Below are 22250 nucleotides of genomic sequence, written 5' to 3' on the forward strand. Positions count from 1 at the left end.
CCATCGGGCGACCGGTACGACCTCCCCACGCCAGGGAGGTCGCAAGGTCACGAGAGCTGATGCCTCAAGAACAAGAGGAAGCAGATCCCTCTTCGACTTCGACGCCGCCATCGCAATCACTCCGATTCTGAGCGCTCAGACCGGCGCTTATCTTGCCCAGCAAGTGTAGTGGGCGTTACTGAGGTTGAACTCATAGTGTCGTGTGCGGTTATGCCGACGTGAGGGTCAGGCCTGTTCCCGCGAGGCAGCCGTCGATGAGGTCGCTGCAGTATTGAATGATGCGCAGTCCCTGCCGGACGGTGCGAATCAAGTGCTCCGGGCCAGTGAAGGCGATGTTGGACAGGAAGCAGCGCCATAGCAGCGACCAGATGCCCTCGACCGGATTCAAGTCGCTCGAACGCCCTCGCGCTCACCTACGACCTGCTGGGTGAGTTCTCCACCGCGGGCCGCCACTACGAGCGCGCACTGGAGCTTTTTCGCGATGTCGGTGATCAGGACCGCGAGAGGACGCCCCTTGGCAATCTGGGTATCTTCCATGCGCGCAGATGTCAGTTCGACAAGGCGATGAACTACTGGCGGCAGGCACTGACGTATTTCAGCCGGGTGGGGAATCCTCACGGCGAGGCCGCGATCCATATGAACATCTCCACCGCCGGAAACCGCATCGTCCGGCCGGAGCTGGTGATAAAGCATGGTCTCAGCGCGTTGGATCTCTATCGAGAGCTGTCGGAGCCTCATGGAGAAATCTGCACGCTCAACAACCTGGCTCTCGCCTTCACGTACGCGGCCGACCACGAAGCGGCTGCCAGAGCCCTGGAACAGGTGGAAGAACTCCTTCGCGACTTCGACAACCTTGAGGCCAGAGTGCACACCGCAGGCACAGGCGGAGCCATTCACCTGCTGAACGGCGATCTCGAACAGGCTGTGATTTTGCTGCACGAGGCCCTGGAGTTGAACAGAGAGCTGAACGATCCGCACATCGAATGCGAGACGACGAACCGGCTCGGCCGCGCCTGCCACGGCCTTGGTGACCACAGAGCCGCCGTGGCCCACCGCCTCCGGGCGCTGGCGGTCGCCGAGCGCGTCGACGACCGCCTCGAAATAGGGCACGCCCACGAGGGGATCGCCGACGGCCTGGAGGCTCTCGGCGACCGTGAGAACGCCGAGACACATCGTGGAAAGGCGCGCGCGGTCCTCGCCGACCTCGGCATGTCCCCGCCTTCCTCCGTCGAATGACTCACATGCGCACAGGCCCGGCCCCACGATCGGGCGGGTTCCCGCCGCCGCTTCATCCCGATCGCTCGGGCCACGAGCCGACTGTTCGAGGCTCCAGGAGGACATCCCGGGGCAGAGCCTGGTGAGGTCTCCGCGAGCGGCTTCCTCATGGGAAGACAGAGGCTATGCGCGGCGAGGACGCCACCCGGTGTCGGCTGGATGTCCTCGTGCGTATCCCCAGAAGGTCGATACAGGTATTTATCCCGTTATGTCCCGATCGCGGTGGATGAACACTGGCTTCATCGGACAGGACTCCGCCGCCCGGCGGGGATCAGCGGGAATCGAAGGACGAGTCATGTCGCCGTACCAGCCTCCGCAGCCGCCAGGCACCACCCAGGACCCCTGGGCGCCCGCTGCCGCGACACCCTGCTCCCTCTGGGGCGGCGACAGGGGCCCGCTCCGCTTCCGCACCTGGGAGGCCGCCCGCCGGCGCCTCGGCTTCACGTGCTTCGAGCCCTTCTCCGCGCCCGGGGCGCGCCGCCTGGTCTCCGCCACGCTGGACGGGTGGGGACTCATCGGACACGGCAGGGTCGCGGGAACGCTGGCCGACGAGGTGGTCACCGGCGCGCTGCGCCGTGGGCGCGGACCGGTCCGGCTGACCCTGTCCCACGAGGACGGCCTGCTGCACTGCGAGGTCGAGGACACCGCCTCGCCCTCACAGGGTCCGGTGACCGAGGAGCGCGAACGTGAGCTCTATCTCCTGGACCAGGTGGCCTGCTGCTGGGGCGTCAAGCGTACGCCCACGGGAGAGATCGTCTGGTTCGGACTCCCCACGGGAAAGCCCGGGAAACCGGGAGGTCACCGGCGTGTGGGAGGGCGTCAGAAGACCGAGACGTGGACGTGGTCGTAGTGGTTGGCGGTGATGCCGCCCCGGTCGGACATCATCCGCCAGCCCGCGCCGGTGCGGATGTCATAGTAGCGCTGCTGCCAGATGATGTACATGATCCCGAGGTCGCGGCCGTTGTCGATGGCCCACTGGGCCAGGCGGTCACCGCGTTCCTTGGCCTCGGGGGTCGGCATGCGGCCACCGGTGCTCATCATGAAGTCGCAGGCCCGGCCGCTGCCGTGCTCGCCGGGGTCGCCGGGGCGCAGGCAGCCGTAGCTGTAGGGCATCGGGAAGTTCTGCAGGATGGTGTTGCGCACGCTGATCATGCGGGGGGTCAGGCCCTCCCCGCCGCTGGGCTGCTGGAAGCCGTACTTGGCGAGCAGGCCCTCGATGCGGACGCGGTCCTTCTTGAGCTTGACGATGTCGTCCTTGAGTTTGACGATCTTCGCCTCGGCCGCCTTCTCCGCGTTCTTGGCGTCCTTGATGAGCTGTTTGATCCGGTTGAGCTGGCCGGCGCGCTGACCCGCGAGGTAGGAGATGGTGGCGGCCCTGTCGAGGGCGATGCCGGGGTCGCCCTGGAAGGCCAGCAGGTTGGTGTCGTCCAGGATGCCGCCCATGTACGAGGTCTGGGCGAAGCGCATGACGGCGGTCTGCGCGGTGGCCAGGGTCCGTTTCAGGCTCTTGGCGTTCTCGGTGGCCTTGCTGGCCTGGACCCGGGTCTCCTCCAGGCTCTGCACCTCGCCCCGGTATCTCTTGTTGAGCTCGCTCGCCTCCCGGGTGAGCTTCTTCAGCTCTGCCTCCGGGTTGGGTTTGGCCGCCTGGCGCACCGCAGCCCCGGCCATGACCGGGGTCGTGAGCAGGGCGGAAAGCATGACGCACAGCGCGATCGAGCGACTCGATCTCACGCTTCGCTCACCTCCAGAGCCCCCTCATGGCCGGAGCGAAACTATAGAAGACGATCTTGAGGCCCGCCACCGAAACGATGGAACTCCCGCACCATTGACGAACTATCTACCAGTCTGCGGTGCTTTAAACAATTGCCCCTGGGGTCACAATCTTCTCTCCGGTCACTCATCCACCCTCCGGGGCGCCCCTTGCCGTCGCCATTAGAACATGATTCGGTCTCATCGACAGGGCAGAGCCCGGCAATCGTCGGCATTGCGGGCCCCTCCCCCTCGACCGACACTGTCCGGGTAGGCACCGGCTCACGACCGGCTCCGGCCACCGACCAGGAGGCACCGCTCATGTTCCACGACACGTTGTTCATCGGGGGCGACTGGGTGGCCCCTTCGGGCACCGGGACGATCGAGGTCGTCTCCCCCCACACGGAGGAGGTCGTCGGCCGTGTCCCCGACGGGACCCCCGCCGACATGGACCGCGCGGTCGCCGCCGCCCGCCAGGCGTTCGACCGCGGCCCCTGGCCGCGGATGACGATGGCCGAGCGCGCGGCCGTCGTGGGCAGGCTCGCCGAGGTCTACGCGGCGCGCCAGGCGGAGATGGCCGAGCTCATCACGCTGGAGATGGGCTCCCCGATCAGCTTCTCCCGGATGGCCCAGGCCCCCCAGCCGCTCGGCATGCTGCGGTACTACGCCGAATTGGGAAAGACCTTCCCCGTCGAGGAGGAGCGCCCCGGCACCTTCGGCCCGGTGACCGTCCGCCGCGAGCCGGTCGGCGTGGTCGCCGCCGTGGCTCCGTGGAACGTTCCCCAGTTCGTCATCATGACCAAGCTGGCCCCGGCCCTCGTCGCGGGCTGCACGGTCGTGATCAAGCCCGCGCCGGAGACCCCGCTGGACGCCTACCTGCTGGCCGAGATGATCAAGGAGGCGGGCGTCCCCGACGGCGTCGTCAACGTCGTCGCCGCCGGGCGCGAGACGAGCGAGTACCTGGTGTCCCACCCCGGCGTCGACAAGGTCGCCTTCACCGGCTCGACGGCGGCCGGGCGCCGCATCGCCGGAATCTGCGGCGAGCAGCTCAAGCGGTGCACCCTCGAGCTGGGCGGCAAGTCAGCGGCGATCATCCTGGACGACTGCGACCTGCCCTCCGCGATGGGCTTCCTGTCGATCGCCTCGCTGATGAACAACGGTCAGGCCTGCGTCGCCCAGAGCCGCATCCTCGCCTCGCGGGCCCGCTATGACGAGGTCGTGGACGCGGTCGCGGCGATGGTCAGGAGCATGCCGGTAGGAGACCCCGCCGACCCCGCGACCGGCATCGGGCCGCTCGTCGCCGCCAGACAGCGGGAACGGGTCGAGGGCTACATCAGGCTCGGCATCGAGGAGGGGGCAAAGCCGGTCGTCGGCGGACTCGGCCGCCCGCGCGATCGGGGCTGGTACGTCGCGCCGACCGTCTTCGCCGGGGCGACCAACGAGATGCGCGTCGCCAGGGAGGAGATCTTCGGCCCGGTCCTGACCGTGATTCCCTACGAGGACGAGGCGGACGCGGTCCGCATCGCCAACGACACCGACTACGGCCTGGCCGGCACGGTGTGGACCTCGGACACCGAACGCGGCCTCGACATCGCCCGCCGGGTCCGCACCGGGACCTACGGCGTCAACCTTCTCATGATCGAACCGAGCTCCCCGTTCGGCGGTTTCAAGAACAGCGGCGTCGGCCGCGAGCTGGGTCCGGAGGGCCTGTCGTCCTATCTGGAGTACAAGTCCATCGCGCGCCTGGGCTGACGCCCGGTTCTCCCCGAACCGGCCCGCCAGAGCCCTGTCGGCCCGCCAGAGTCCCGCTGCCCCCTCCAGGCCCCGCCGCCTCGCCAGAGCCCCGTCCATCCGTCAAGACTCCCGCCCATCCGCCGGAACGGTCCTGGCGTTCCCCGCCTGCCCGCCCTGTCCGTCCACCCGATCCGTCCGACGGGGGAAGAGGCCAGCGGCCCAAGAGCGTGCTTGTACGGCTCCGCGGAGCCGTACAAGCACGCCTGCGGATGCATGAACGGCCCAGCACGCCCCCGCGACGCTGGGCCACCGCCTGTCTACCCGAGTTGTCCCACGACTCCCGCGAAAGCGGAGGGCCGAGTCCCGTGGACCTCTCCCGGCGGATCTCATCCATCTGATTTAGGTAGACGCGTTTTACCCACGATTGGTTCGAGAAATAATCTCGAGAGTTTGCCGGGAGATCTCCAGCTCCTCGTCCGTGGGGATCACGGCGACCTTCACGGCCGTGCCGTCGGGCGAGACGATCCGCTCTCCCCGCGCGTTGCGGGCCGGGTCGACGGCGATGCCCAGCGCCCCGAGGCCGTCCAGCGCGGTCTGCCTGACCAGCGGAGAGTTCTCCCCCACCCCTCCGGTGAACGCGATCACGTCGACCGTGCCGAGCACCGCGTAGTAGGCGCCGACGTACTTGCGCAGCCGGTGACAGTAGACCGAGAAGGCCAGCTCCGCATCGGGATCCCCGGCGGCGAGCCGCTCCTGTACGGCCCGCATGTCGTTGTCGCCGCACAGGCCGAGCATGCCGCCGCGGCGGTTGAGCAGGGTGTCGATCTCGTCGAAGGACATCCCCGCGGCCCGGCCGAGGTAGATGACGACCGCCGGGTCGAGGTCACCGCTGCGGGTCCCCATGACGAGGCCCTCGAGCGGGGTCATGCCCATCGAGGTCTCCAGGCAGCGCCCGCCGGAGACCGCGGAGGCGCTGGCCCCGTTGCCCAGGTGCAGCACGATCACGTTGCCGCCCGGCCTGCCGACCGCGGCCGCGGCCTCGCGGGAGACGTAGGCGTGCGAGGTGCCGTGGAAGCCGTAGCGGCGGATCTTCCACCGCTCCGCCAGCTCCCTGTCGATCGCGTACGTCGCCGCGGCAGGGGAGATCGTGGAGTGGAAGGCGGTGTCGAAGACCGCGACCTGCGGCAGGTCGGGGCGCAGCCGCCGGGTGACCTCGATGCCCGCCAGGTTGGCCGGGTTGTGCAGCGGAGCGAGCGGGATCAGCTCCTCGATCTTCGCGACCACCTCGTCGGTGATCAGCGTGGGCTCGGTGAAGGTCGTGCCACCGTGCACCACCCGATGCCCGACCGCGGTCAGCTCCGGGGAGTCGAGCCCGAGGCCCCGCTCCGCCAGCTCCGTCGCGACGATCTTCAGGGCCGCCTCGTGGTCGGCGGCCGGGGACCCCGGCTCGCCGATCCGCTCGACCATGCCGGACGCCAGCCGCTCCGTGCCGGCCAGCAGACGGTACTTCACCGAGGACGAACCGCTGTTGAGCACCAGTACGCGGCTCACCGCGCCTCCTTCTCGTCTTCCTGTTCCTGGGCCTGGATGGCGGTGATGGCCACGGTGCTCACGATGTCGGTGACCAGCGCGCCTCGCGACAGGTCGTTGACCGGCCTGCGGAGCCCCTGCAGCACGGGCCCGACCGCGACGGCCCCGGCGGAGCGCTGCACGGCCTTGTAGGTGTTGTTCCCGGTGTTCAGGTCCGGGAAGATCAACACGGTCGCCCGGCCCGCGACCGGGGAACCGGGCAGCTTGGCCGCCGCGACCCTGGCGTCGACCGCCGCGTCGTACTGGATCGGCCCCTCGACCAGCAGGTCCGGCGCCCGCTCGACGACCAGCGCGGTGGCCTCGCGTACCTTGTCGACGTCGGCTCCCGTGCCCGAACGCCCCGTCGAGTACGACAGCATCGCGACCCGCGGCTCGATGCCGAACCGCTGCGCCGTACGGGCAGAGGAGATGGCGATGTCGGCGAGCATCTCGGCGTCGGGATCGGGGTTGATCGCGCAGTCGCCGTAGACGAGCACCCTGTCGGCCAGGCACATGAAGAACACCGAGGAGACGATCGAGGTGCCGGGAACCGTCTTGACGATCTGGAACGCGGGCAGGATCGTGGCGGCGGTGGTGTGCGCGGCACCGGAGACCATGCCGTCCACGACGCCCCGGTGCAGCATCATCGTGCCGAAGAAGTTGACGTCGGCCATCACCTCCCCTGCCCGCTCCCGCGTCATGCCCTTGTGCGCCCTCAGCTCGGCGTACTCACGGGCGAACGAGTCGCGTAGCGGGGAGGTCACCGGATCGACGACGGTCACGCCCGACAGGTCGAGGCCGAGGTCGCCGATCCGCCTGCGGATCACCTCCTGCCTGCCCAGCAGGGTGAGGTCGACGATGCCGCGCCGCATGAGGACGTCGGCCGCCCGCAGGATCCGGTCCTCCTCCCCCTCCGGCAGCACGATGTGCCGCCGCTCCGCCCTGGCCCGCTCCAGCAGGGTGTGCTCGAACATCATCGGGGTGAGCCGCTCCGAGTGGGCCAGCTCGATCCGGTCCGCGAGGTCGGCGGTGTCCACGTGGGCCTCGAAGTGGCCCAGGGCGGTCTCGGTCTTGCGCGGGTTGTCCACGGTGAGCCGCCCCTCCAGCCCGGCCAGGGTCGTGGCGACGGTGAAGCTGTCCGCGGCGGCCGACAGCACCGGCACCCCCGGCGCCAGTCTGGCGGTGAGGTCCTTCACGGCCTCCGTCGGCTCCTCCCCCAGCGTCAGGACCACGCCGGACGGCCTGACGGTGCCCGCGGCCTCCGCCGCGACCGAGGCGAGCAGCAGGTCCGCCCGGTCACCCGGCGTGATCACCAGCGCCCCGTCGGCCAGGTGCTCGAGGAACACCGGGAGCGTGGCCCCGCCGAACACGAACCCCAGCACGTCCCTGCGCAGCGCGTCCTCGTCACCCTGGACCCGTTTGGCGTCCACGGCCTGGAGCACCTGGCCGACCGTCGGCGCGGACAGCGAAGGGTGTTCAGGGATGGTGTAGCAGGGCACGGGAAGGCCCGGGTCGACGGACATCCCCCTCGGCACCCGGTTGGCGACGACCGCGAGCACCGTGCTGCCGAGGTCGGAGAAGACCTGGTAGCCGGTGCGCGTCTCCATCGCGACCTCGGTGGCCCGCTCGCCGTGCGCGCCCACGACCACGATCACCGGGGCGCCGAACTCGGCGGCGAGGCGGGCGTTGAACGCCAGCTCCCTGGGCAGGTCGTCGGTGGCGAACGAGCTGCCGAGCACCAGCAGCGCGTCGCACTCCCGCTCCAGCGCGTGGAACCGGGCGACCAGCCTGGCGACCAGTTCCTCGGTGCCGTGACGCGCGTAGATCTCCGCGGCGTCCTCGGCCGTGACGCCTGTCTCCGAGGCCGCGGGGCGGTATCTCGCGTTGAGCAGTTCGAGGGTGCGGTCGCCGTCCCTGGTGATCGGGCGGAAAACCCCCGCCCTGCGGACGCGGCGGGTGAGCAGTTCCATCAGGCCGAGCTCGACGATCTGCCTGCCGTCCCCGCGCCCGAGACCTGCCACGTAGATGCTGCGCATACGCCCCCCTGTGCCACGAAACCATGCCGTGAAACCGTACGAAACCGTGCCGTGAGACCTCCGCTCCGAAGGAGTGAACACCCTCGAAGCGTCATCGGTGTGAACTCCGGGTCTCAGGGCGCTCACCGCCCCGAAACCACCGCGGACCTGCCCTCCGCCGGCTCGCGCGGGCCCGGCGACCGCCCCGAGCCCCGAGGGTCCGGGAGTCAGGAGTTGGCGGCGACCCACTCGCCGATCCTGCGGACCAGCCCGGGAGTCGCCGCCGACTCGGCGTGGCCGTATCCCGGTTCGATCCACAGCTCCCTCGGCTCCCCGGCCGCCTCGTAGATCTGGTGGGCGTGGTCGAGGGGGAAGAAGGAGTCGGCGTCGCCGTGGACGACCAGCAGCGGGGTCGGTGAGATGTCCGCGGCCGCCTCGTACGGGGCCGTGGGAACCGGATCCCACGTTCCCTTCCTGATCCGGGTCCGCTTGCCGACCCGCGCGGCCCAGCGTCCCAGCGGGCGCTCGATCGCCCAGTGCACCTGCCGCATCGGCCGGGTCTCCCGGTAGTACCACCGCGCGGGTGCGCTGACCGCGACCACGGCGTCCACCTCTCCGCCGCGGGGAAAGCCGTCCTGCCCGGCCCCACCTGGCGGCCCGCCGTGCCCGTTCTCACCCGTGGGCCGCTCACCGTCCCGCCGCGCCCGCCTCATCGCCCCCTGCCGGCCCGCGTGCCGTACGGCGACCGCCCCGCCCATCGAGAACCCGACGACGGCGACCCTGGTGTAGCCGATCGCCCGTGCGTGCCGTACCGCCGCGTCCAGGTCGAGGATCTCCAGGTCTCCCACGGTCGACTCGCCGGCGGAGCGACCATGGCCGCGGAAGTCGAAGGAGATCACCCCGCCGAACCCGCTGAGCACGTGGGTGATCCGCCGTGTCGGGCGCTCCCTGAGCGATCCGGTGAACCCGTGTGCCAGCACGATCCCCAGGTCGCCGGGCCTGCGCGGCGGCGTGTGCGCGGCCTCGATCCGCACGTTGTCCTCGGTTCTGAGCATCACGGCGAACGACGGCGCTAGAGGCATGTCCCGAGCTTAGAACCGTCAGGCCTCACGCTGTCCCGGCCGCGCGCCGCGCTCGCGCCAGTGGGAGGGGATCTGCAGCCGCCCCGCATCGCTCAGGCGGCGTTTCGCGATGATGAGGAAAGGGGCGAAGAGCAGCCAGCCGCCCAGGGACCAGCACACCACGTACGGCCCCGCGGCACCGTCCAGCGAGCTCATCCGCAGGGGGACGGCGACGACCGCGACGGCCCAGCCCGCGGCGACGACCGTGTGGAGAACCACCAGCCTGCTGAGCCTGAAGGCTCGCCTGAGCTGTTCGCCGCCGAACCGCCGGTGCACCCACCAAGCGAGGAGGGCGACCGACAGGATCGTCCAGGCCCGGGGCAGCAGCAGGGGGAAGCCGACCTCGAAGGACGTCGGGAGCAGGAAGACCATCGGCGCGAGGCACAGGAAGGAGGCGAGGGAGGCGGCGTTGAGCCGCAGGTTGTCGTCGTCGAACCCCTCGGCCGTCGCCCTGGCCAGGGCACGGCGGCGACGTAGCTCGGCGCGGACGCCGTCCCCCTTGAGTTCGGCCCAGACCACCCAGCCGAGCAGCCACAGCAGGCAGGCCGCTCCGGCGACGATCAGCGTCCCGGGAAGCGAGTCGCCGCTGGGCAGGACGGGAAAGCCGAGCGCGTCGGCGACCCGGGCGTCCGCTTCGCTGATCAGCCGGATGAGGAGGATGCCGACCGCGGCGCCGAGAAGACCCGTAAAGCCCCTTCCGGCCGCCCGCCGGAACCCTCCCCGCCTCTCCTCGCCCGAGCCGTCCCGCGCCCGCCCGTCACGGTGGTCCCGTCCCGAGCGCTCTTCCCGCGGGGAGTCGAGAAGGGTTTCGACCTCGGCGCGGAGTGAGGCGGATTCCTCGGCCGAGGCGTCGCCCGCCAGGGCCAGGGCCCCGGCCAGATCACGGCGGGCCGCCTCGGGATCCCCCCGGCGGGCGTGGATCATCGCGCGCAGGAGAAGCGGTTCCGGCTCCTCGGGGTGATCGGCGATCAGCCGGGTCACGTAGGAGTGCGCCCAGAGATAGTCGCCCCTGGCGCAGAGGCGGCGGACATGATCCACGTCAGATGCCACAGATCGGATTGTGACAGCCCGCCATATCGGAGAAAAGGGCTGATCCGTACGTCGAAAAGGTGACTTCGCGGTGAACAGAGGAGCCCGGTCCGGCACGGGCGTGAGAGCGATTGTCCGGATCAACTAAAATGAAGGGGCCGCACGGTCCGCGGCCAGCCTCCACGATCACAGAGTGAGACTCCATCATGCCTTTGAACAGCCGCGATGACCTGCGGAACATCGCTATCATCGCGCACGTCGACCACGGCAAGACCACTCTCGTGGATGCCATGCTCTGGCAGTCCGGAGCGTTCCGGGCGAACCAGGATGTCGATGACCGTGTCATGGACTCCAACGACCTCGAGCGCGAGAAGGGCATCACCATTCTCGCGAAGAACACCGCGGTCAAGCACGGGGACATGACCCTCAACATCATCGACACCCCCGGCCACGCCGACTTCGGCGGTGAGGTCGAGCGCGGCCTGTCGATGGTCGACGGCGTCGTGCTGCTGGTCGACGCCTCCGAGGGGCCGTTGCCGCAGACCCGCTTCGTGCTGCGCAAGGCGTTCGCCGCCAAGATGCCGGTCATCCTGTGCATCAACAAGGTCGACCGTCCCGACGCCCGGATCAAGGAGGTCGTGGACGAGGTCTACGAGCTCTTCATGGACCTGGACGCCACCGAGGAGCAGATCGACTTCCCGATCGTCTACGCCTCGGCCAAGGCGGGCCGCGCCTCGCTGAACCGCCCCGAGGACGCGGGGATGCCGGACTCCGAGGACCTGGAGCCGCTCTTCCAGGTCATCAAGGAGACGATCCCGGCTCCGACCTACGACCCGGGCGCCCCGCTGCAGGCGCACGTCACCAACCTAGACGCCTCCTCCTACCTCGGCCGGATCGCGCTCTGCCGCGTCCACCAGGGCACCATCAAGAAGGGCCAGCAGGTCGCCTGGTGCCGTACGGACGGCAGCATCCAGCGGGTGAAGATCACCGAGCTGCTGATGACCGAGGCGCTCGAGCGCAAGCCCGCCGAGGAGGCGGGCCCCGGCGACATCATCGCGATCGCCGGCATCCCGGACATCATGATCGGCGAGACCCTGGCCGACCCCGAGGACCCGCGTCCGCTGCCGCTGATCACGGTCGACGAGCCCGCGATCTCGATGACCATCGGCACCAACACCTCGCCGCTGGTCGGCAAGATCAAGGGTTCCAAGGTCACCGCCCGCATGGTCAAGGACCGGCTCGACAAGGAGCTCATCGGCAACGTGTCGCTGCGCGTCCTGCCGACCGACCGGCCCGACGCCTGGGAGGTCCAGGGCCGTGGCGAGCTGGCGCTGGCCATCCTGGTCGAGCAGATGCGCCGTGAGGGCTACGAGCTGACCGTCGGCAAGCCGCAGGTGGTCACCAAGACCATCGACGGCAAGGTGCACGAGCCGGTCGAGCGCCTGACCGTCGACTGCCCGGAGGAGTACCTCGGTGCGGTGACGCAGCTGCTGGCCGTGCGCAAGGGCCGTATGGAGCACATGACCAACCACGGCACCGGCTGGATCCGGATGGAGTTCGTGGTTCCGGCGCGCGGCCTGATCGGCTTCCGGACCGAGTTCCTCACCGAGACTCGCGGCACCGGCCTGGTGCACCACGTCTTCGACACCTATGAGCCGTGGTTCGGCGAGCTGCGCACCCGTAACAACGGCTCGCTGGTGGCCGACCGCCCGGGCCCCGTGACTCCGTTCGCGATGCTGAACCTGCAGGAGCGCGGTGTGCTGTTCGTCCAGCCGACCACCGAGGTCTACGAGGGCATGATCGTCGGTGAGAACTCACGCTCGGACGACATGGACGTGAACATCACCAAGGAGAAGAAGCTCACCAACATGCGCTCGTCCACCAGTGACGAGACCGAGAAGGTGATCCCGCCGCGCCTGCTGTCCCTGGAGCAGGCGCTGGAGTTCATCCGCGAGGACGAGTGCGTGGAGATCACTCCGGAGAACGTGCGCATCCGCAAGGTCGTCCTGGACGCGGCGACCCGTGGCAGGAGCGCCGCCCGCGCCAAGCGCAGCAGCTGATCCCGCCCCGCTTCCGCGAGGAAGCGGATCCTCTCATAGAAAGGGCGCCGGACCTCAGGGTCCGGCGCCCTTTCGCCGTCCGGCCTCCCTGCCCTCCCCGTTCGCCTGGGCCCCTCCCCGTTTGCCCGGGAGAGCGGCGGCGGTCGTTCCCGGGGCCGCACGCCGTGCTTCCGTCTCCGCGGCTGCGCGTCGTGCTTCCCGCGCCACGTTTTCCGGTTCCCCGCGCGGGCGCCTCGATTATCGGGTTTCACGGGCTTCCAATGGGCACCGATTTCGAGTGGCCGATTTATCGGGTTTCCTTGGCCGTCGCGCGAGAACGTCGGCCGCCCACACAGAAGTGATCGGTTACCCACCTCGCGTTTTTCCCTTGAAACGTCGTCCTTTAGAGGGCGGGGGACGGAGCCGTGCCTGCTTGAGGGGCAGATATGGCCGTCCTGGAGAGCGGAATCAAGGTAGCGTGTTCGAAACGGCGCTTACGACCTCATCATCGATGAACCGCCGAAGGCTTCGGGGGCAAGGCGGTCATTTGAGGCTGCCCGCGTCCAGGAATTACCACTCAGCACATCGAAGGACAGCATCAAGAGAATGGCAGAGGAGAAATGGACCTGAGCAATCTCCCGTGGCGAAAGTCGAGTTTCAGCAGCCCCAACGGAGGCGACTGCGTCGAGGTCGCCGAACTCGCCATCGCCTCACCCCGGCCCGAGCACAAGCGGGATGCCAGCCATGCCGTACGTGACAGCAAGGACCCTTCGGGGCCCGTCCTCTACTTCACCCCCATCGAGTGGCGGGTCTTCATCGACGGCGTGAAGTCCTCCGCGTTCGACTCCGGCCTCGGACAGGCCAGAGGGACCGCCCGGCCCGAACGCCCCGGGCTCACTGAACGGTCCGAGCAGGCCGGGCGGTTCAAACCCGGCCGGAGCGGAACGGCGCCGCACGACCAGGCGGGCGCCGAGTACGCCCCATAGGCGGCGGAGTACCTCAGGCGGGTGGGCGGAGAGCCCCCGGCCCCATCGCCGGGGACTCTCCCCGCGAAAGGGGTACCGCGGCACCCCTTTCGCATTCATCGGTCAGGACGTCACCGCGCACTGTCCCCGATCCTGCTTGACGGGCCCCTCCTTGTTCGGGCGTACGTCGAAGTCGAAGATCGCCGTGGGCAGGTAGAGCGAGCAGCACGCGTTGGGGATGTCGACGACGCCGCTGATCCGGCCTTCGATGGGGGCCGAGCCAAGGAGCAGGTAGGCCTGCTCACCGGTGTAGCCCCACCTCTTGAGGTACTCGATGGCGTTGAGGCAGGCACGGCGGTAGGCCACCGTCGCGTCGAGGTAGTAGTTCGTGTTGGTGTCGTGGTCGACCGAGATGCCGATGAACGACAGGAACTCCGAGTAACGCGGCTCGACGTTGCCGGGCATAAAGAGGGGGTTGGTGCTGACGCCGTACTTCTCCATGCCTCCCTTGATGAGATCAACGTGGAAGTCGATGAAGCCTCCCATCTCGATCGCCCCGCAGAAGGTGATCTCACCGTCGCCCTGGCTGAAGTGCAGGTCGCCTCCCGAGAGCTTGGCGTCCTTCACGTGGACGGGGTAGAAGACGCGTGCCCCGCGGGTGAAGTTCTTGATGTCGTGGTTGCCGCCGTTCTCTCGCGCCGGCACGGTACGGGCTCCCTCATGGGCGATCCGGTTCGCCACGTCGCCGGTCGCCTTTCCCGCCAGAGTGTTGTCGGGCAGCGGTGGCAGGCCCAGCGCCGGGACCCGGCCGGGGTCGGTGTCGATGAGCGCCTGCTCCCGCCGGTTCCAGCTCGCGAGCAGCTCGGCCGACGGCGCCGTGCCGAACAGGCCGGGGTGGGTGATCCCGGCGTACCTGATGCCGGGGAGGTGGCGTGACGTCGCGTATATGCCGTTGAAGTCCCAGATGGCCTTGTAGGCGTCGGGGAAGTAGTCGGTCAGGAAGCCGCCACCGTTCACCTTGGCGAATATGCCGGTGTAGCCCCATCCCTGTCCCGGTGCGTCGCCGGTCTCCTGGGGGACCGGGCCGAGGTCCAGGATGTCGACCACCAGGAGGTCGCCGGGTTCGGCGCCTTCCACTCCGATGGGACCGCTCAGCATGTGCGCGAGGGACAGGTCCACGTCCCGCACGTCGTTGGCCGAATCATTGTTGTGCAACTGGGCGTCGGTCCATTCGCGGCACTCGACGCGGAACACGTCTCCTGGACGCACCATGGCGGCCACGGGTATGTCCGGGTGCCATCGGTTGTGACCCGGTACCTGTTGATCACGCATTGACCTTGACTGGTCCACAGTGAAAACGACTTTCGGCATGACAGCTCCTTCTCATGGACACGTGCGTGATGACCGGATATCCGCAGACCTCATCACCTCCTCCCCCCGGTTCCTCTCATGACCGCGGGCCGATGGACCGGCCGGGTCAGCCGGGTCGCCTGACCCACCGGGCGACCGGCGGTCCTAGTGCGCCGTGATCGTTTCGCCGCCCGCGGGACCGGCCCGGGTGGGAACCGCGCCCCGCTTCCTCGTCAGCGCCCACAGCGCGCCGAAGACCACCACACCGAACACGGCGAGCACCGTGGCGACGACGTTCTGGTTCCAGCGTTGCCAGTAGCCGGTGAGCAGGAGGAAGGCCGGGATGGCCGCGGTGACCCATCCCTCGATCGCCGCCACCCAGCCCGTGTAGGTGGCCAGATGCTCGTGTTTGAGTCCCAGCAGCAGGAAGAACAGCAGCCACAGGAACGACCAGTAGAGCCAGATGACGCCGAAGGGCTTGTCGTTGAGAATCTTGAAGTTGGCGAACGAGTAGCCGAGCGCCATGATGGCCACGAACAGCGAGAAGTAGCCGATCCCCGTGCCGTCGAACCCGCCGAGCAGGCCGATGCCGACGTAGAGGTAGGTGAAGCCGAACAGGAAGATCCCAGAGGCGCCGAGGATCGTCTTCGCGTCGTTGTTCGCGGTGATGATCAGCACGGTAGGCGTGATCACCTGTAGCGCCCCGACGAAGAGGTTGAAAATGGCCGCCGCCCGTGCATCGACCTTCTTCAGCAACATCAGCCCGTTGATGAAAAGCACCGCACCGACGTAAAGCAGTCCGACGTTTCCCATCGGTGACACACCCCCTAGTGTCCGTGACGGGCCATTCCCGGGTGAGCCTCGCGTCTGCGCACGCCGCACGACGGCGCGGGCCACGCCCCGGCCACGCACGTCATGGGCCGCGACCGGATCCGCTCAGGCCAAGCACCGGATGCCACGGCCCCGGACCCACACGAACGTGTTGTCTAGTGTTGTTCTGGCGAGTTCCGTTCTCTTCTGTCTGTGCTGTTTCGTTGCTCACGCGCTCGCATCCCGGGGCATGCTCACGCGCTCATCGGGTTCACGCGTTCACAGCCGGGGCAGGCGTGCCAGTGCCGGGTGAGGCGGCGGCGAGGGACGCCGCCCGCGGGGCACCCCGGAGACGACCTCGGGCGCGTCCCGGCTCCGCTCCTCACGGGCGAAGGCGCCGGACAGGGCCGGGGGCACCCAGGAAAGGTTCGGCGGGGAGAAGACGCGACGGGCATCGCGCTCACATGTGACGCAGCCACGCGCCAGTGGTGCGGTCCCCATCGGAAGTTGGACATCAAAGCATCCACAATCCGGGCAGACATACTCATACGTTGCCATGGGCGCCTCCCCCACGCATCCAAGGGCGGGAAACCCTTCCCCGAACCTCGGCTGACGGCGTCGCGGATCCATGAAGGCCCGGATCCACGTTTCCGGACTATCCGAAATCTGGCCGACCTGTCAAGGCCCGAGTCAGGGGCGCCGTACGGCCTACACCGCGAAACACGGGGCAGCCGGGCAGAGGAGCCGCGGGCCGTAAACGAACCGAGACCGAGGGGATACCGAGTGGATAAGGAGCCCCGAGCAAGCCGTCTCCGGACGCCCCACCCCGGGAACGCCGAGCTCAGTCGGTCGGCAGGTGGACGGTGAGCCACTCGACGAGCGGGGTGAGGTCACGCCAGACGACGCGCACCCGGTCGAGAACCTCGGGGGTGTGCACCCACACCTCGGGCTCGAGGCGGCGGCCCGCGTGCAGGGACCTGTGGCGGAGCAGGTCGAGGCGGGGGTGGTCGTCGGGGACGCCTCTCGGCCGCGTCTTGAGGCGGTCACCCTCGACCGTGTAGCCCGCCGCGCGCGCCTCGGCCACGATCCGCTCCAGCGGCACGCCGCTGATCTCCTCGTCGACCGCCTGGCGGTAGCGGGCGAGCTGCCCGCCCTGCGCGGAGTAGAGGCCCGCGCCGACATGGAGCCCGGCGGCGTCGAGCTGAACGTAGTAACCGATGGCCTCACCGGTCGGGACGTACGCACCCTGGTGCGTCTTATAAGGCGACTTGTCCTTGGAGAAGCGGACGTCGCGGTTGGGGCGGAACAGGTGCACCCGCCCGAACTCCGCCTCCAGCTCCTCGCCCAGCGCGGCCATCGGAGCCTTCACCATGTCCTCGTAGACCCGCTTGTTGCGGGTCCAGTAGGTCTTGGAGTTGTCCGCCTCGAGGCCCTCGTAGAACACGAATGCCTCATCGGGAAAGCCGCTGAAACCCATGCCGCCCATCGTGCCACCCACCGCCGACAATCACGGAATCTCCGAGGACGCGATCCCCCTCTTGCCGTCGCCCAGGCTGGTGTACCCCCTGCCGGGGACCAGGCGGCCAACGCCGTACAGCTCGGAGAGCGTCACGAACGCATACCCCTGCTGGGCGAACCGGTCCAGGATGGCGGGGACGGCGTCGATCGTGGTGGCGTGGATGTCGTGCATGAGCACGATGGATCCCGGAGTGGCCTGGGTCGCGCGCTGGGTGACCAGCGAGGTGTTGCGGTCGCGCCAGTCCAGGGTGTCGACGTTCCACAGGATCTGGGCGAGCCCCTCACGGGCGGCCGCGGCGGCGACCCGTTTGTTGGTCGCCCCGTACGGCGGGCGCATCATCGTCATCTTGATCCCGGCCAGCCGCCTGACGATCTTCTGGGTGCTGGTCAGCTCGTATCTGAGCGCCTTCTCCGAAAGCTGGGCGAGCGGCAGGTGGTTCCAGGTGTGGTTGCCGACCTCGTGCCCCTCGGTGACCATCCTGCGGAGGTTCTCCCCCCGGTCCTCGGCCACCATCCGGCCCAGCACGAAGAAGGTGGCCCTGGCCTGGTGCCCGGCGAGGATGTCGAGCAGCCTCCCGGTGAGCTCTCCCGGCCCGTCGTCGAAGGTCAGCGCAACGCATCTGATCCGCGCGCAGTCGATCCCGCGCCGCCTCGGCGGCTTCGGGAAGCTGTTGTCCGGCCACTGCGGCTGAATCCCGGTCAGCTTCTCGGCCAGCTTCTCCGGGTCGAACGGCGGCGTCTCCTCGGGGGCGGGCGTGACGGGCGCGGACTCGACCTCGGCGCTCAGCACGGCGACAGGGGGGTCGCAGCCCGCGACCCCCAGCAGGAACACCATGGCAGGAAAGATCCACAGCCGCACACTCGCCCCCGAGAGCCGGGCGGGGGCTACGGATAGTCTCCGGCCACGTCCCCCCGCAGAGTCCTGGCTAGTTCGTCCCACCAGGATGGGACATCTGCCTGTAGTTCCGCGTAGCGACGCGCCACCCGAATGGCGCATCCTTCCGGATCCGTGCCCAGATGGCGGCGTTTCACCTGTCCCTCCTGCCACCGATAGAAACCATCCCTGAAGCGGACGACCAGCCCGATCCACACCGACAGGGTGCCGTCGCCAACCTCGTAGACGCCGGTGATCCCGAGCCCGACCAGCCCGGCACGGAGCCTGTCTATGGCCTCCCCCGTCGCGACGGGCTCGCTCACCCCCCACCTCCCCAGTGAGAAGAGGAATCACACGGCCGGGGGGCACACCCGTTGGCCGGCGGGCTCACCGCACCGGCAGGGGACAGCGAAAGCGACATAGTGTAATGATGCGACTCCACGGCGTCTCCTGACACCTGTTCACCACTATTGGTCAGGCGTCCCTCGAGGTTCCGTCACCACCATCGTGAACCGGAGCGGACTCTCCCCCAGGTTGGCGTACCTGTGCGGCCGGTCGGCGGAGAACACGACGGCGCCGTCGACGCCGACGACGTGGCTTCTGCCGTACACCGAGAGGGTGAGCTCCCCCTCGATCACGGTCAGCATCTCCCTGGTGCCCGGCGGATGGGCGTCGCCGTCGTGGTGGTCGCCGGGGGCCAGGCGCCAGTCCCACAGCTCCAGGATCGACGGCGCGTCGGTGCCGACCAGCAACCGGGCCGAACTGGCCTTCCCGTGCGGGAACGTGACGACGTCCGCAGCCTGGACCACCCGCACCACGGGGGTGTCGGAAACCTCGACCATCCGCGCGACCGTCACGCCGAGCGCGTCAGCGATGCGGGTGAGCGTGTTGATGCTGGGATTGGTCCGCCCCTGCTCGACCTGGACGAGCATGCCGCGGCTCACCCCGGAGCGCGCGGCCAGCTCGTCGAGCGTCATCTGCCGGTGCGCCCGCTGGGCTCGCACGTTGTTCGCGACCGCCGCGGTGATCGTCTCGGGATCCATGAGTCCAGTGTAATGACCGTGATTTGCAGTATTTTGTACCTTATATATTGTACTAATAGTGCAACTCATTGATCCGAGGTGAAGAATGATCGCTGTGGTGCTGGCCACGCTCTGCGCGGTGGTCTACGGCACGGCCGACTTCTTCGGCGGCCTGGCCACTCGCCGGTCACGCGTGCTGGCGGTGGTGGTGCTCTCCCAGCTCGCCGGGCTGGCCCTGGTGGCCGGGCTGCTGCCCTTCCTGCCCGGCACCCCGACGGCGGAGACGCTCGCCTGGGGCACGGCGGCAGGGATCTCGGGCGCCGCCGGACTCGTGCTGTTCTACCGGGCGCTGGCCACCGGCGTGATGTCCGTCGTCGCCCCGACGACCGCAACCACCTCCGCCGCACTGCCCGTGCTGTTCGGCCTGGCGACCGGGGAACGGCCGGAGCCGACGGCGCTCCTCGGCGTGGCTCTCGCGCTGGTCGCGGTGCTACTGGTGAGCCGCGACACCTCCCCCGCCGCCGCGGGACGGGGTTACGGGCCACTCCTCACCTCGCTCGCCGCGGGCGCGGGGTTCGGCGGCTTCTTCGTTCTGCTCGCACAGGCTCCCGACGGCTCCGGGATGTGGCCGCTGTTCGGCGCGCGACTGTCCTCGATCACCCTCATCGCCCTGCTGGCCCTCGCGACCCGCCGCACCCTGCGGCCGGGGACGGGCGCGCTGCGGATCATCGTGACGGCGGGAGCCCTCGACATGACGGCCAACGTGCTGTTCATGCTCGCCCAGCAGCGCGGCATGCTGAGCCTGGTCGGCGTCCTGGTCTCCCTCTACCCGGCGAGCACCCTGGTGCTGGCCAGATACGTCCTGAAGGAGCGGCTCAACGCCGTGCAGGTCGCGGGGATCGGCGTCACCCTCGCGGCGGTCGCGCTGATAGCCGCGAGCTGAGCCGGCGTCCGCGGGCCCCGCCCACCAGCGCCCACCAGCGCCCATCAGTGCCCGCCAGTGCTCATCAGTGCCCGCCAGTGCCCACCACAGCCCACCGCGTCCCCGGGCCCGCGCCCGGGGAGAGAACTCAGGCGGCCTGACGCTGCTCGGGCAGTCTGAGGGCGCCCTCCTCGCGGGCGTAGTCCTCCAGCATGGCCCTGAGCTGGCGGCGGCCACGGTGCAGGCGGGACATCACGGTGCCAATGGGCGTGCCCATGCGCTCGGCGATCTCCTTGTAGGCGAAGCCCTCGACGTCGGCCAGGTAGACGGCGACCCGGAAGTCCTCGGGCAGGGCGCGCAGGGCGTTCATCACGGCGCTGTCCGGCAGCTGCTCCAGCGCCTCGGTCTCGGCGGACTTGAGCCCGGAGGACATGTGGGACTCGGCGGCGGCGAGCTGCCAGTCCTCGATCTCCTCGGTCGCCGAGAGCTTGGGCGAGCGCTGCTTCTTGCGGTAGTCGTTGATGAAGTTGTTGGTGAGGATCCGGTGCAGCCACGCCTTGAGGTTGGTGCCCTCCCGGAACTGGTGGTAGGAGGTGAACGCCTTGGCCACCGTCTCCTGTACGAGATCCTCGGCATCAGCGGAGTTGCGGGTCAAACGCATCGCGGACGCGTAGAGCTGGTTGGTAACCGGCACGACATCGCGCTCGAACCAGTCCTGGCGCTGCTCTTCGGTCATCGTGATCACGTGTTCTTCCCCCTTGTGCTGATTCCCCCCGCTACCGTCCGACACAGGCACGACACACCCTTTCCGACGGCTTGTTGCATGCTCCCAGGCAGCTTGTAAGCGGGCCGTTAAGAGCTGTTCTGCCTGGTCAGGAGGGTGATCGGTGGCTGCTTCGAGGGCGGCTACGACACGCCCTACAGCCGGACAAGTCTCATTATCGTAACATCCTCCTCCAGGTATGACAGAAGTTGTGTCCATCATCACATAACCCCAGCTCGCGATACGTTTGAGCCCATGGAATACGTGGACAGGCATGACCCTTATACCCGCTCCTGGGTGGCCGAGGCCATCCGCCGAGTCGAGGCCGACGCCCATCGAAGCTGCGACACCCATCTCCACGTCTTCCCGCTTCCCGCCTCCTGGGGGGTAAACCTCTACCTGAAGGACGAGTCCGTCCACCCAACCGGTTCACTCAAGCATCGGCTGGCACGTTCCCTTTTCCTGTACGGCCTGGCCAACGGCTGGATCGGCCCCTCGACCACGGTCGTCGAGGCGTCGAGCGGCTCGACGGCGGTGAGTGAGGCCTACTTCGCCAGACTGGTCGGCGTGCCGTTCATCGCGGTGATGCCCGCCTCGACCTCTCCCGAGAAGATCGCACTGATCGAGTTCTACGGCGGCAGCTGTCACCTCGTGCGCGACCCTGGAACGATCTACGAGGAGTCGCACCGGCTCGCGGCCGAGGCCGGCGGCCACTTCATGGACCAGTTCACCTACGCCGAACGGGCCACCGACTGGCGCGGCAACAACAACATCGCCGAGAGCGTCTTCCAGCAGATGGAGATGGAGCCCTACCCGGAGCCCTCCTGGATCGTGGTCGGCGCGGGGACCGGCGGCACCTCCTCGACCATCGGCCGCTACATCCGCTACCGGCGGCACCAGACCCGGCTGGCCGTGGTCGATCCCGAGGGGTCCGCCTTCTACCCCTCCTGGCGCACCGGCGACGCCGCGACCACCGCCCCCGGCTCACGCATCGAGGGCATCGGCCGTCCCCGGGTCGAGCCGTCCTTCATGCCCACCGTGATCGACCGGATGATCCAGGTTCCGGACGCCAGGTCCATCGCGGCCATGCGCTGGGTCCGCGAGGTCACGGGCCGCGACGTCGGCGGCTCGACCGGCACCAACGTGGCGGCGGCCGTACAGATCCTGCGCGAGATGCGCGAGGCGGGCGAGCAGGGCAGCGTCGTCACCCTGATCTGCGACGGCGGCGAGCGTTACCGCTGCACCTACGGCGACGACACCTGGCTGGCCGAGAGCGGCCTGGACATCGTCCCCCACCTGGAGGAGCTGAGGTCCTTCCTGGCCGAACCCTGAGCGGATCCCGGACGGACGGCCGGACCTCCCGGACGGCCTGAGAGGCTCCGCCTGTCTCACGGGCCCGCCTGTCTCGCGGGCCCGCGACCACCAACACCGTGACGCCGGGGGCGACCTCAACGATCAGGTCGATCAGTTGTCCCAGCCGCTCTGGGGCACCCTC

At 68.8% G+C, this 22250-nt stretch carries 20 protein-coding genes and 1 pseudogene; 7 read left to right on the top strand and 14 right to left on the bottom strand.

Translation table 11 applies throughout. The features are described from left to right. The first annotated feature begins 354 nt into the window (after nucleotides 1-354). Complete coding sequence (locus AB0395_RS32620) at nucleotides 355-1236, top strand: tetratricopeptide repeat protein (RefSeq protein WP_366287792.1); 882 nt, start codon at nucleotides 355-357, stop codon at nucleotides 1234-1236. A gap of 334 nt (nucleotides 1237-1570) precedes the next feature. After that, on the top strand, nucleotides 1571-2125 hold the full coding sequence (locus tag AB0395_RS32625) for a hypothetical protein (RefSeq protein WP_366287759.1): 555 nt from the start codon (nucleotides 1571-1573) through the stop codon (nucleotides 2123-2125). Here the strand turns inward: AB0395_RS32625 and AB0395_RS32630 are convergent. Next, nucleotides 2095-3006 carry a hypothetical protein gene (locus tag AB0395_RS32630; protein ID WP_366287761.1) on the bottom strand — a complete coding sequence of 304 codons (912 nt, stop codon included), beginning with the start codon at nucleotides 3004-3006 and terminating at the stop codon, nucleotides 2095-2097. The two genes, AB0395_RS32625 and AB0395_RS32630, sit on opposite strands and share 31 nt — an antisense overlap. Before the next feature lie 339 nt (nucleotides 3007-3345). Here AB0395_RS32630 and AB0395_RS32635 point away from each other — a divergent pair, with 339 nt between their 5' ends. After that, nucleotides 3346-4776, top strand: coding sequence for an aldehyde dehydrogenase (locus AB0395_RS32635; protein ID WP_366287763.1), 1431 nt, complete (start codon nucleotides 3346-3348; stop codon nucleotides 4774-4776). A 396-nt stretch (nucleotides 4777-5172) separates the two neighbouring features. Here the strand turns inward: AB0395_RS32635 and AB0395_RS32640 are convergent, their stop codons facing one another. The 4 genes from AB0395_RS32640 to AB0395_RS32655 all read right to left on the bottom strand — a co-directional run bounded on the left by AB0395_RS32640 (nucleotide 5173) and on the right by AB0395_RS32655 (nucleotide 10513). Beyond that, nucleotides 5173-6309 carry an acetate kinase gene (locus tag AB0395_RS32640; protein ID WP_366287764.1) on the bottom strand — a complete coding sequence of 379 codons (1137 nt, stop codon included), beginning with the start codon at nucleotides 6307-6309 and terminating at the stop codon, nucleotides 5173-5175. Continuing rightward, a complete protein-coding gene (gene pta, locus AB0395_RS32645) occupies nucleotides 6306-8363 on the bottom strand; it encodes a phosphate acetyltransferase (protein ID WP_366287766.1) in 2058 nt (685 codons plus the stop codon). The genes AB0395_RS32640 and pta overlap by 4 nt, the downstream gene beginning before the upstream one ends. A gap of 206 nt (nucleotides 8364-8569) precedes the next feature. Then, nucleotides 8570-9424, bottom strand: coding sequence for an alpha/beta hydrolase (locus AB0395_RS32650; protein WP_366287768.1), 855 nt, complete (start codon nucleotides 9422-9424; stop codon nucleotides 8570-8572). Nucleotides 9425-9442: 18 nt separating this feature from the next. Beyond that, nucleotides 9443-10513 (bottom strand): hypothetical protein, encoded by a 1071-nt coding sequence (locus AB0395_RS32655; protein ID WP_366287770.1) that lies wholly within the window; start codon nucleotides 10511-10513, stop codon nucleotides 9443-9445. A gap of 185 nt (nucleotides 10514-10698) precedes the next feature. Here AB0395_RS32655 and typA point away from each other — a divergent pair, with 185 nt between their 5' ends. Beyond that, nucleotides 10699-12552, top strand: coding sequence for a translational GTPase TypA (gene typA / locus AB0395_RS32660; RefSeq protein ID WP_366287772.1), 1854 nt, complete (start codon nucleotides 10699-10701; stop codon nucleotides 12550-12552). Between the two features lie 599 nt (nucleotides 12553-13151). After that, on the top strand, nucleotides 13152-13517 hold the full coding sequence (locus AB0395_RS32665; protein WP_366287774.1) for a DUF397 domain-containing protein: 366 nt from the start codon (nucleotides 13152-13154) through the stop codon (nucleotides 13515-13517). Nucleotides 13518-13619: 102 nt separating this feature from the next. Here the strand turns inward: AB0395_RS32665 and fmdA are convergent, their stop codons facing one another. The 8 genes and pseudogenes from fmdA to AB0395_RS32705 form a co-directional block, all read right to left on the bottom strand. Then, nucleotides 13620-14867 carry a formamidase gene (gene fmdA, locus AB0395_RS32670; protein ID WP_366287776.1) on the bottom strand — a complete coding sequence of 416 codons (1248 nt, stop codon included), beginning with the start codon at nucleotides 14865-14867 and terminating at the stop codon, nucleotides 13620-13622. Nucleotides 14868-15011: 144 nt separating this feature from the next. Next, nucleotides 15012-15659 (bottom strand): AmiS/UreI family transporter, encoded by a 648-nt coding sequence (locus tag AB0395_RS32675; RefSeq protein ID WP_366287794.1) that lies wholly within the window; start codon nucleotides 15657-15659, stop codon nucleotides 15012-15014. Between the two features lie 276 nt (nucleotides 15660-15935). Beyond that, on the bottom strand, nucleotides 15936-16073 hold the full coding sequence (locus AB0395_RS32680) for a hypothetical protein (RefSeq protein ID WP_366287798.1): 138 nt from the start codon (nucleotides 16071-16073) through the stop codon (nucleotides 15936-15938). Between the two features lie 21 nt (nucleotides 16074-16094). Next, nucleotides 16095-16286: pseudogene (locus AB0395_RS32685) on the bottom strand (zinc ribbon domain-containing protein); the annotation flags it as partial. Between the two features lie 211 nt (nucleotides 16287-16497). After that, complete coding sequence (locus AB0395_RS32690) at nucleotides 16498-17133, bottom strand: DUF2461 domain-containing protein (protein ID WP_366287778.1); 636 nt, start codon at nucleotides 17131-17133, stop codon at nucleotides 16498-16500. A 30-nt stretch (nucleotides 17134-17163) separates the two neighbouring features. Beyond that, the gene (locus AB0395_RS32695; protein ID WP_366287780.1) at nucleotides 17164-18009 is read right to left on the bottom strand and encodes a polysaccharide deacetylase family protein; all 846 of its coding nucleotides are present in this window, start codon (nucleotides 18007-18009) and stop codon (nucleotides 17164-17166) included. A 50-nt stretch (nucleotides 18010-18059) separates the two neighbouring features. Next, nucleotides 18060-18371, bottom strand: a complete 312-nt coding sequence (locus tag AB0395_RS32700) for a hypothetical protein (RefSeq protein WP_366287782.1) — start codon at nucleotides 18369-18371, stop codon at nucleotides 18060-18062. A 144-nt stretch (nucleotides 18372-18515) separates the two neighbouring features. After that, nucleotides 18516-19091 carry an XRE family transcriptional regulator gene (locus AB0395_RS32705; RefSeq protein WP_366287784.1) on the bottom strand — a complete coding sequence of 192 codons (576 nt, stop codon included), beginning with the start codon at nucleotides 19089-19091 and terminating at the stop codon, nucleotides 18516-18518. Between the two features lie 85 nt (nucleotides 19092-19176). On the opposite strand from AB0395_RS32705, the gene AB0395_RS32710 reads away from it, so the two are divergent. After that, the gene (locus AB0395_RS32710; protein ID WP_366287786.1) at nucleotides 19177-20013 is read left to right on the top strand and encodes a DMT family transporter; all 837 of its coding nucleotides are present in this window, start codon (nucleotides 19177-19179) and stop codon (nucleotides 20011-20013) included. 127 nt (nucleotides 20014-20140) lie between these two features. Here the strand turns inward: AB0395_RS32710 and AB0395_RS32715 are convergent, their stop codons facing one another. Then, the gene (locus AB0395_RS32715) at nucleotides 20141-20728 is read right to left on the bottom strand and encodes a sigma-70 family RNA polymerase sigma factor (protein ID WP_366287796.1); all 588 of its coding nucleotides are present in this window, start codon (nucleotides 20726-20728) and stop codon (nucleotides 20141-20143) included. A 282-nt stretch (nucleotides 20729-21010) separates the two neighbouring features. Here AB0395_RS32715 and AB0395_RS32720 point away from each other — a divergent pair, with 282 nt between their 5' ends. Continuing rightward, nucleotides 21011-22087, top strand: coding sequence for a PLP-dependent cysteine synthase family protein (locus AB0395_RS32720; RefSeq protein ID WP_366287788.1), 1077 nt, complete (start codon nucleotides 21011-21013; stop codon nucleotides 22085-22087). Nucleotides 22088-22250 lie beyond the last annotated feature (163 nt).

It is taken from the genome of Streptosporangium sp. NPDC051023 (assembly GCF_040689595.1).
Taxonomy (GTDB): Bacteria; Actinomycetota; Actinomycetes; order Streptosporangiales; family Streptosporangiaceae; genus Streptosporangium.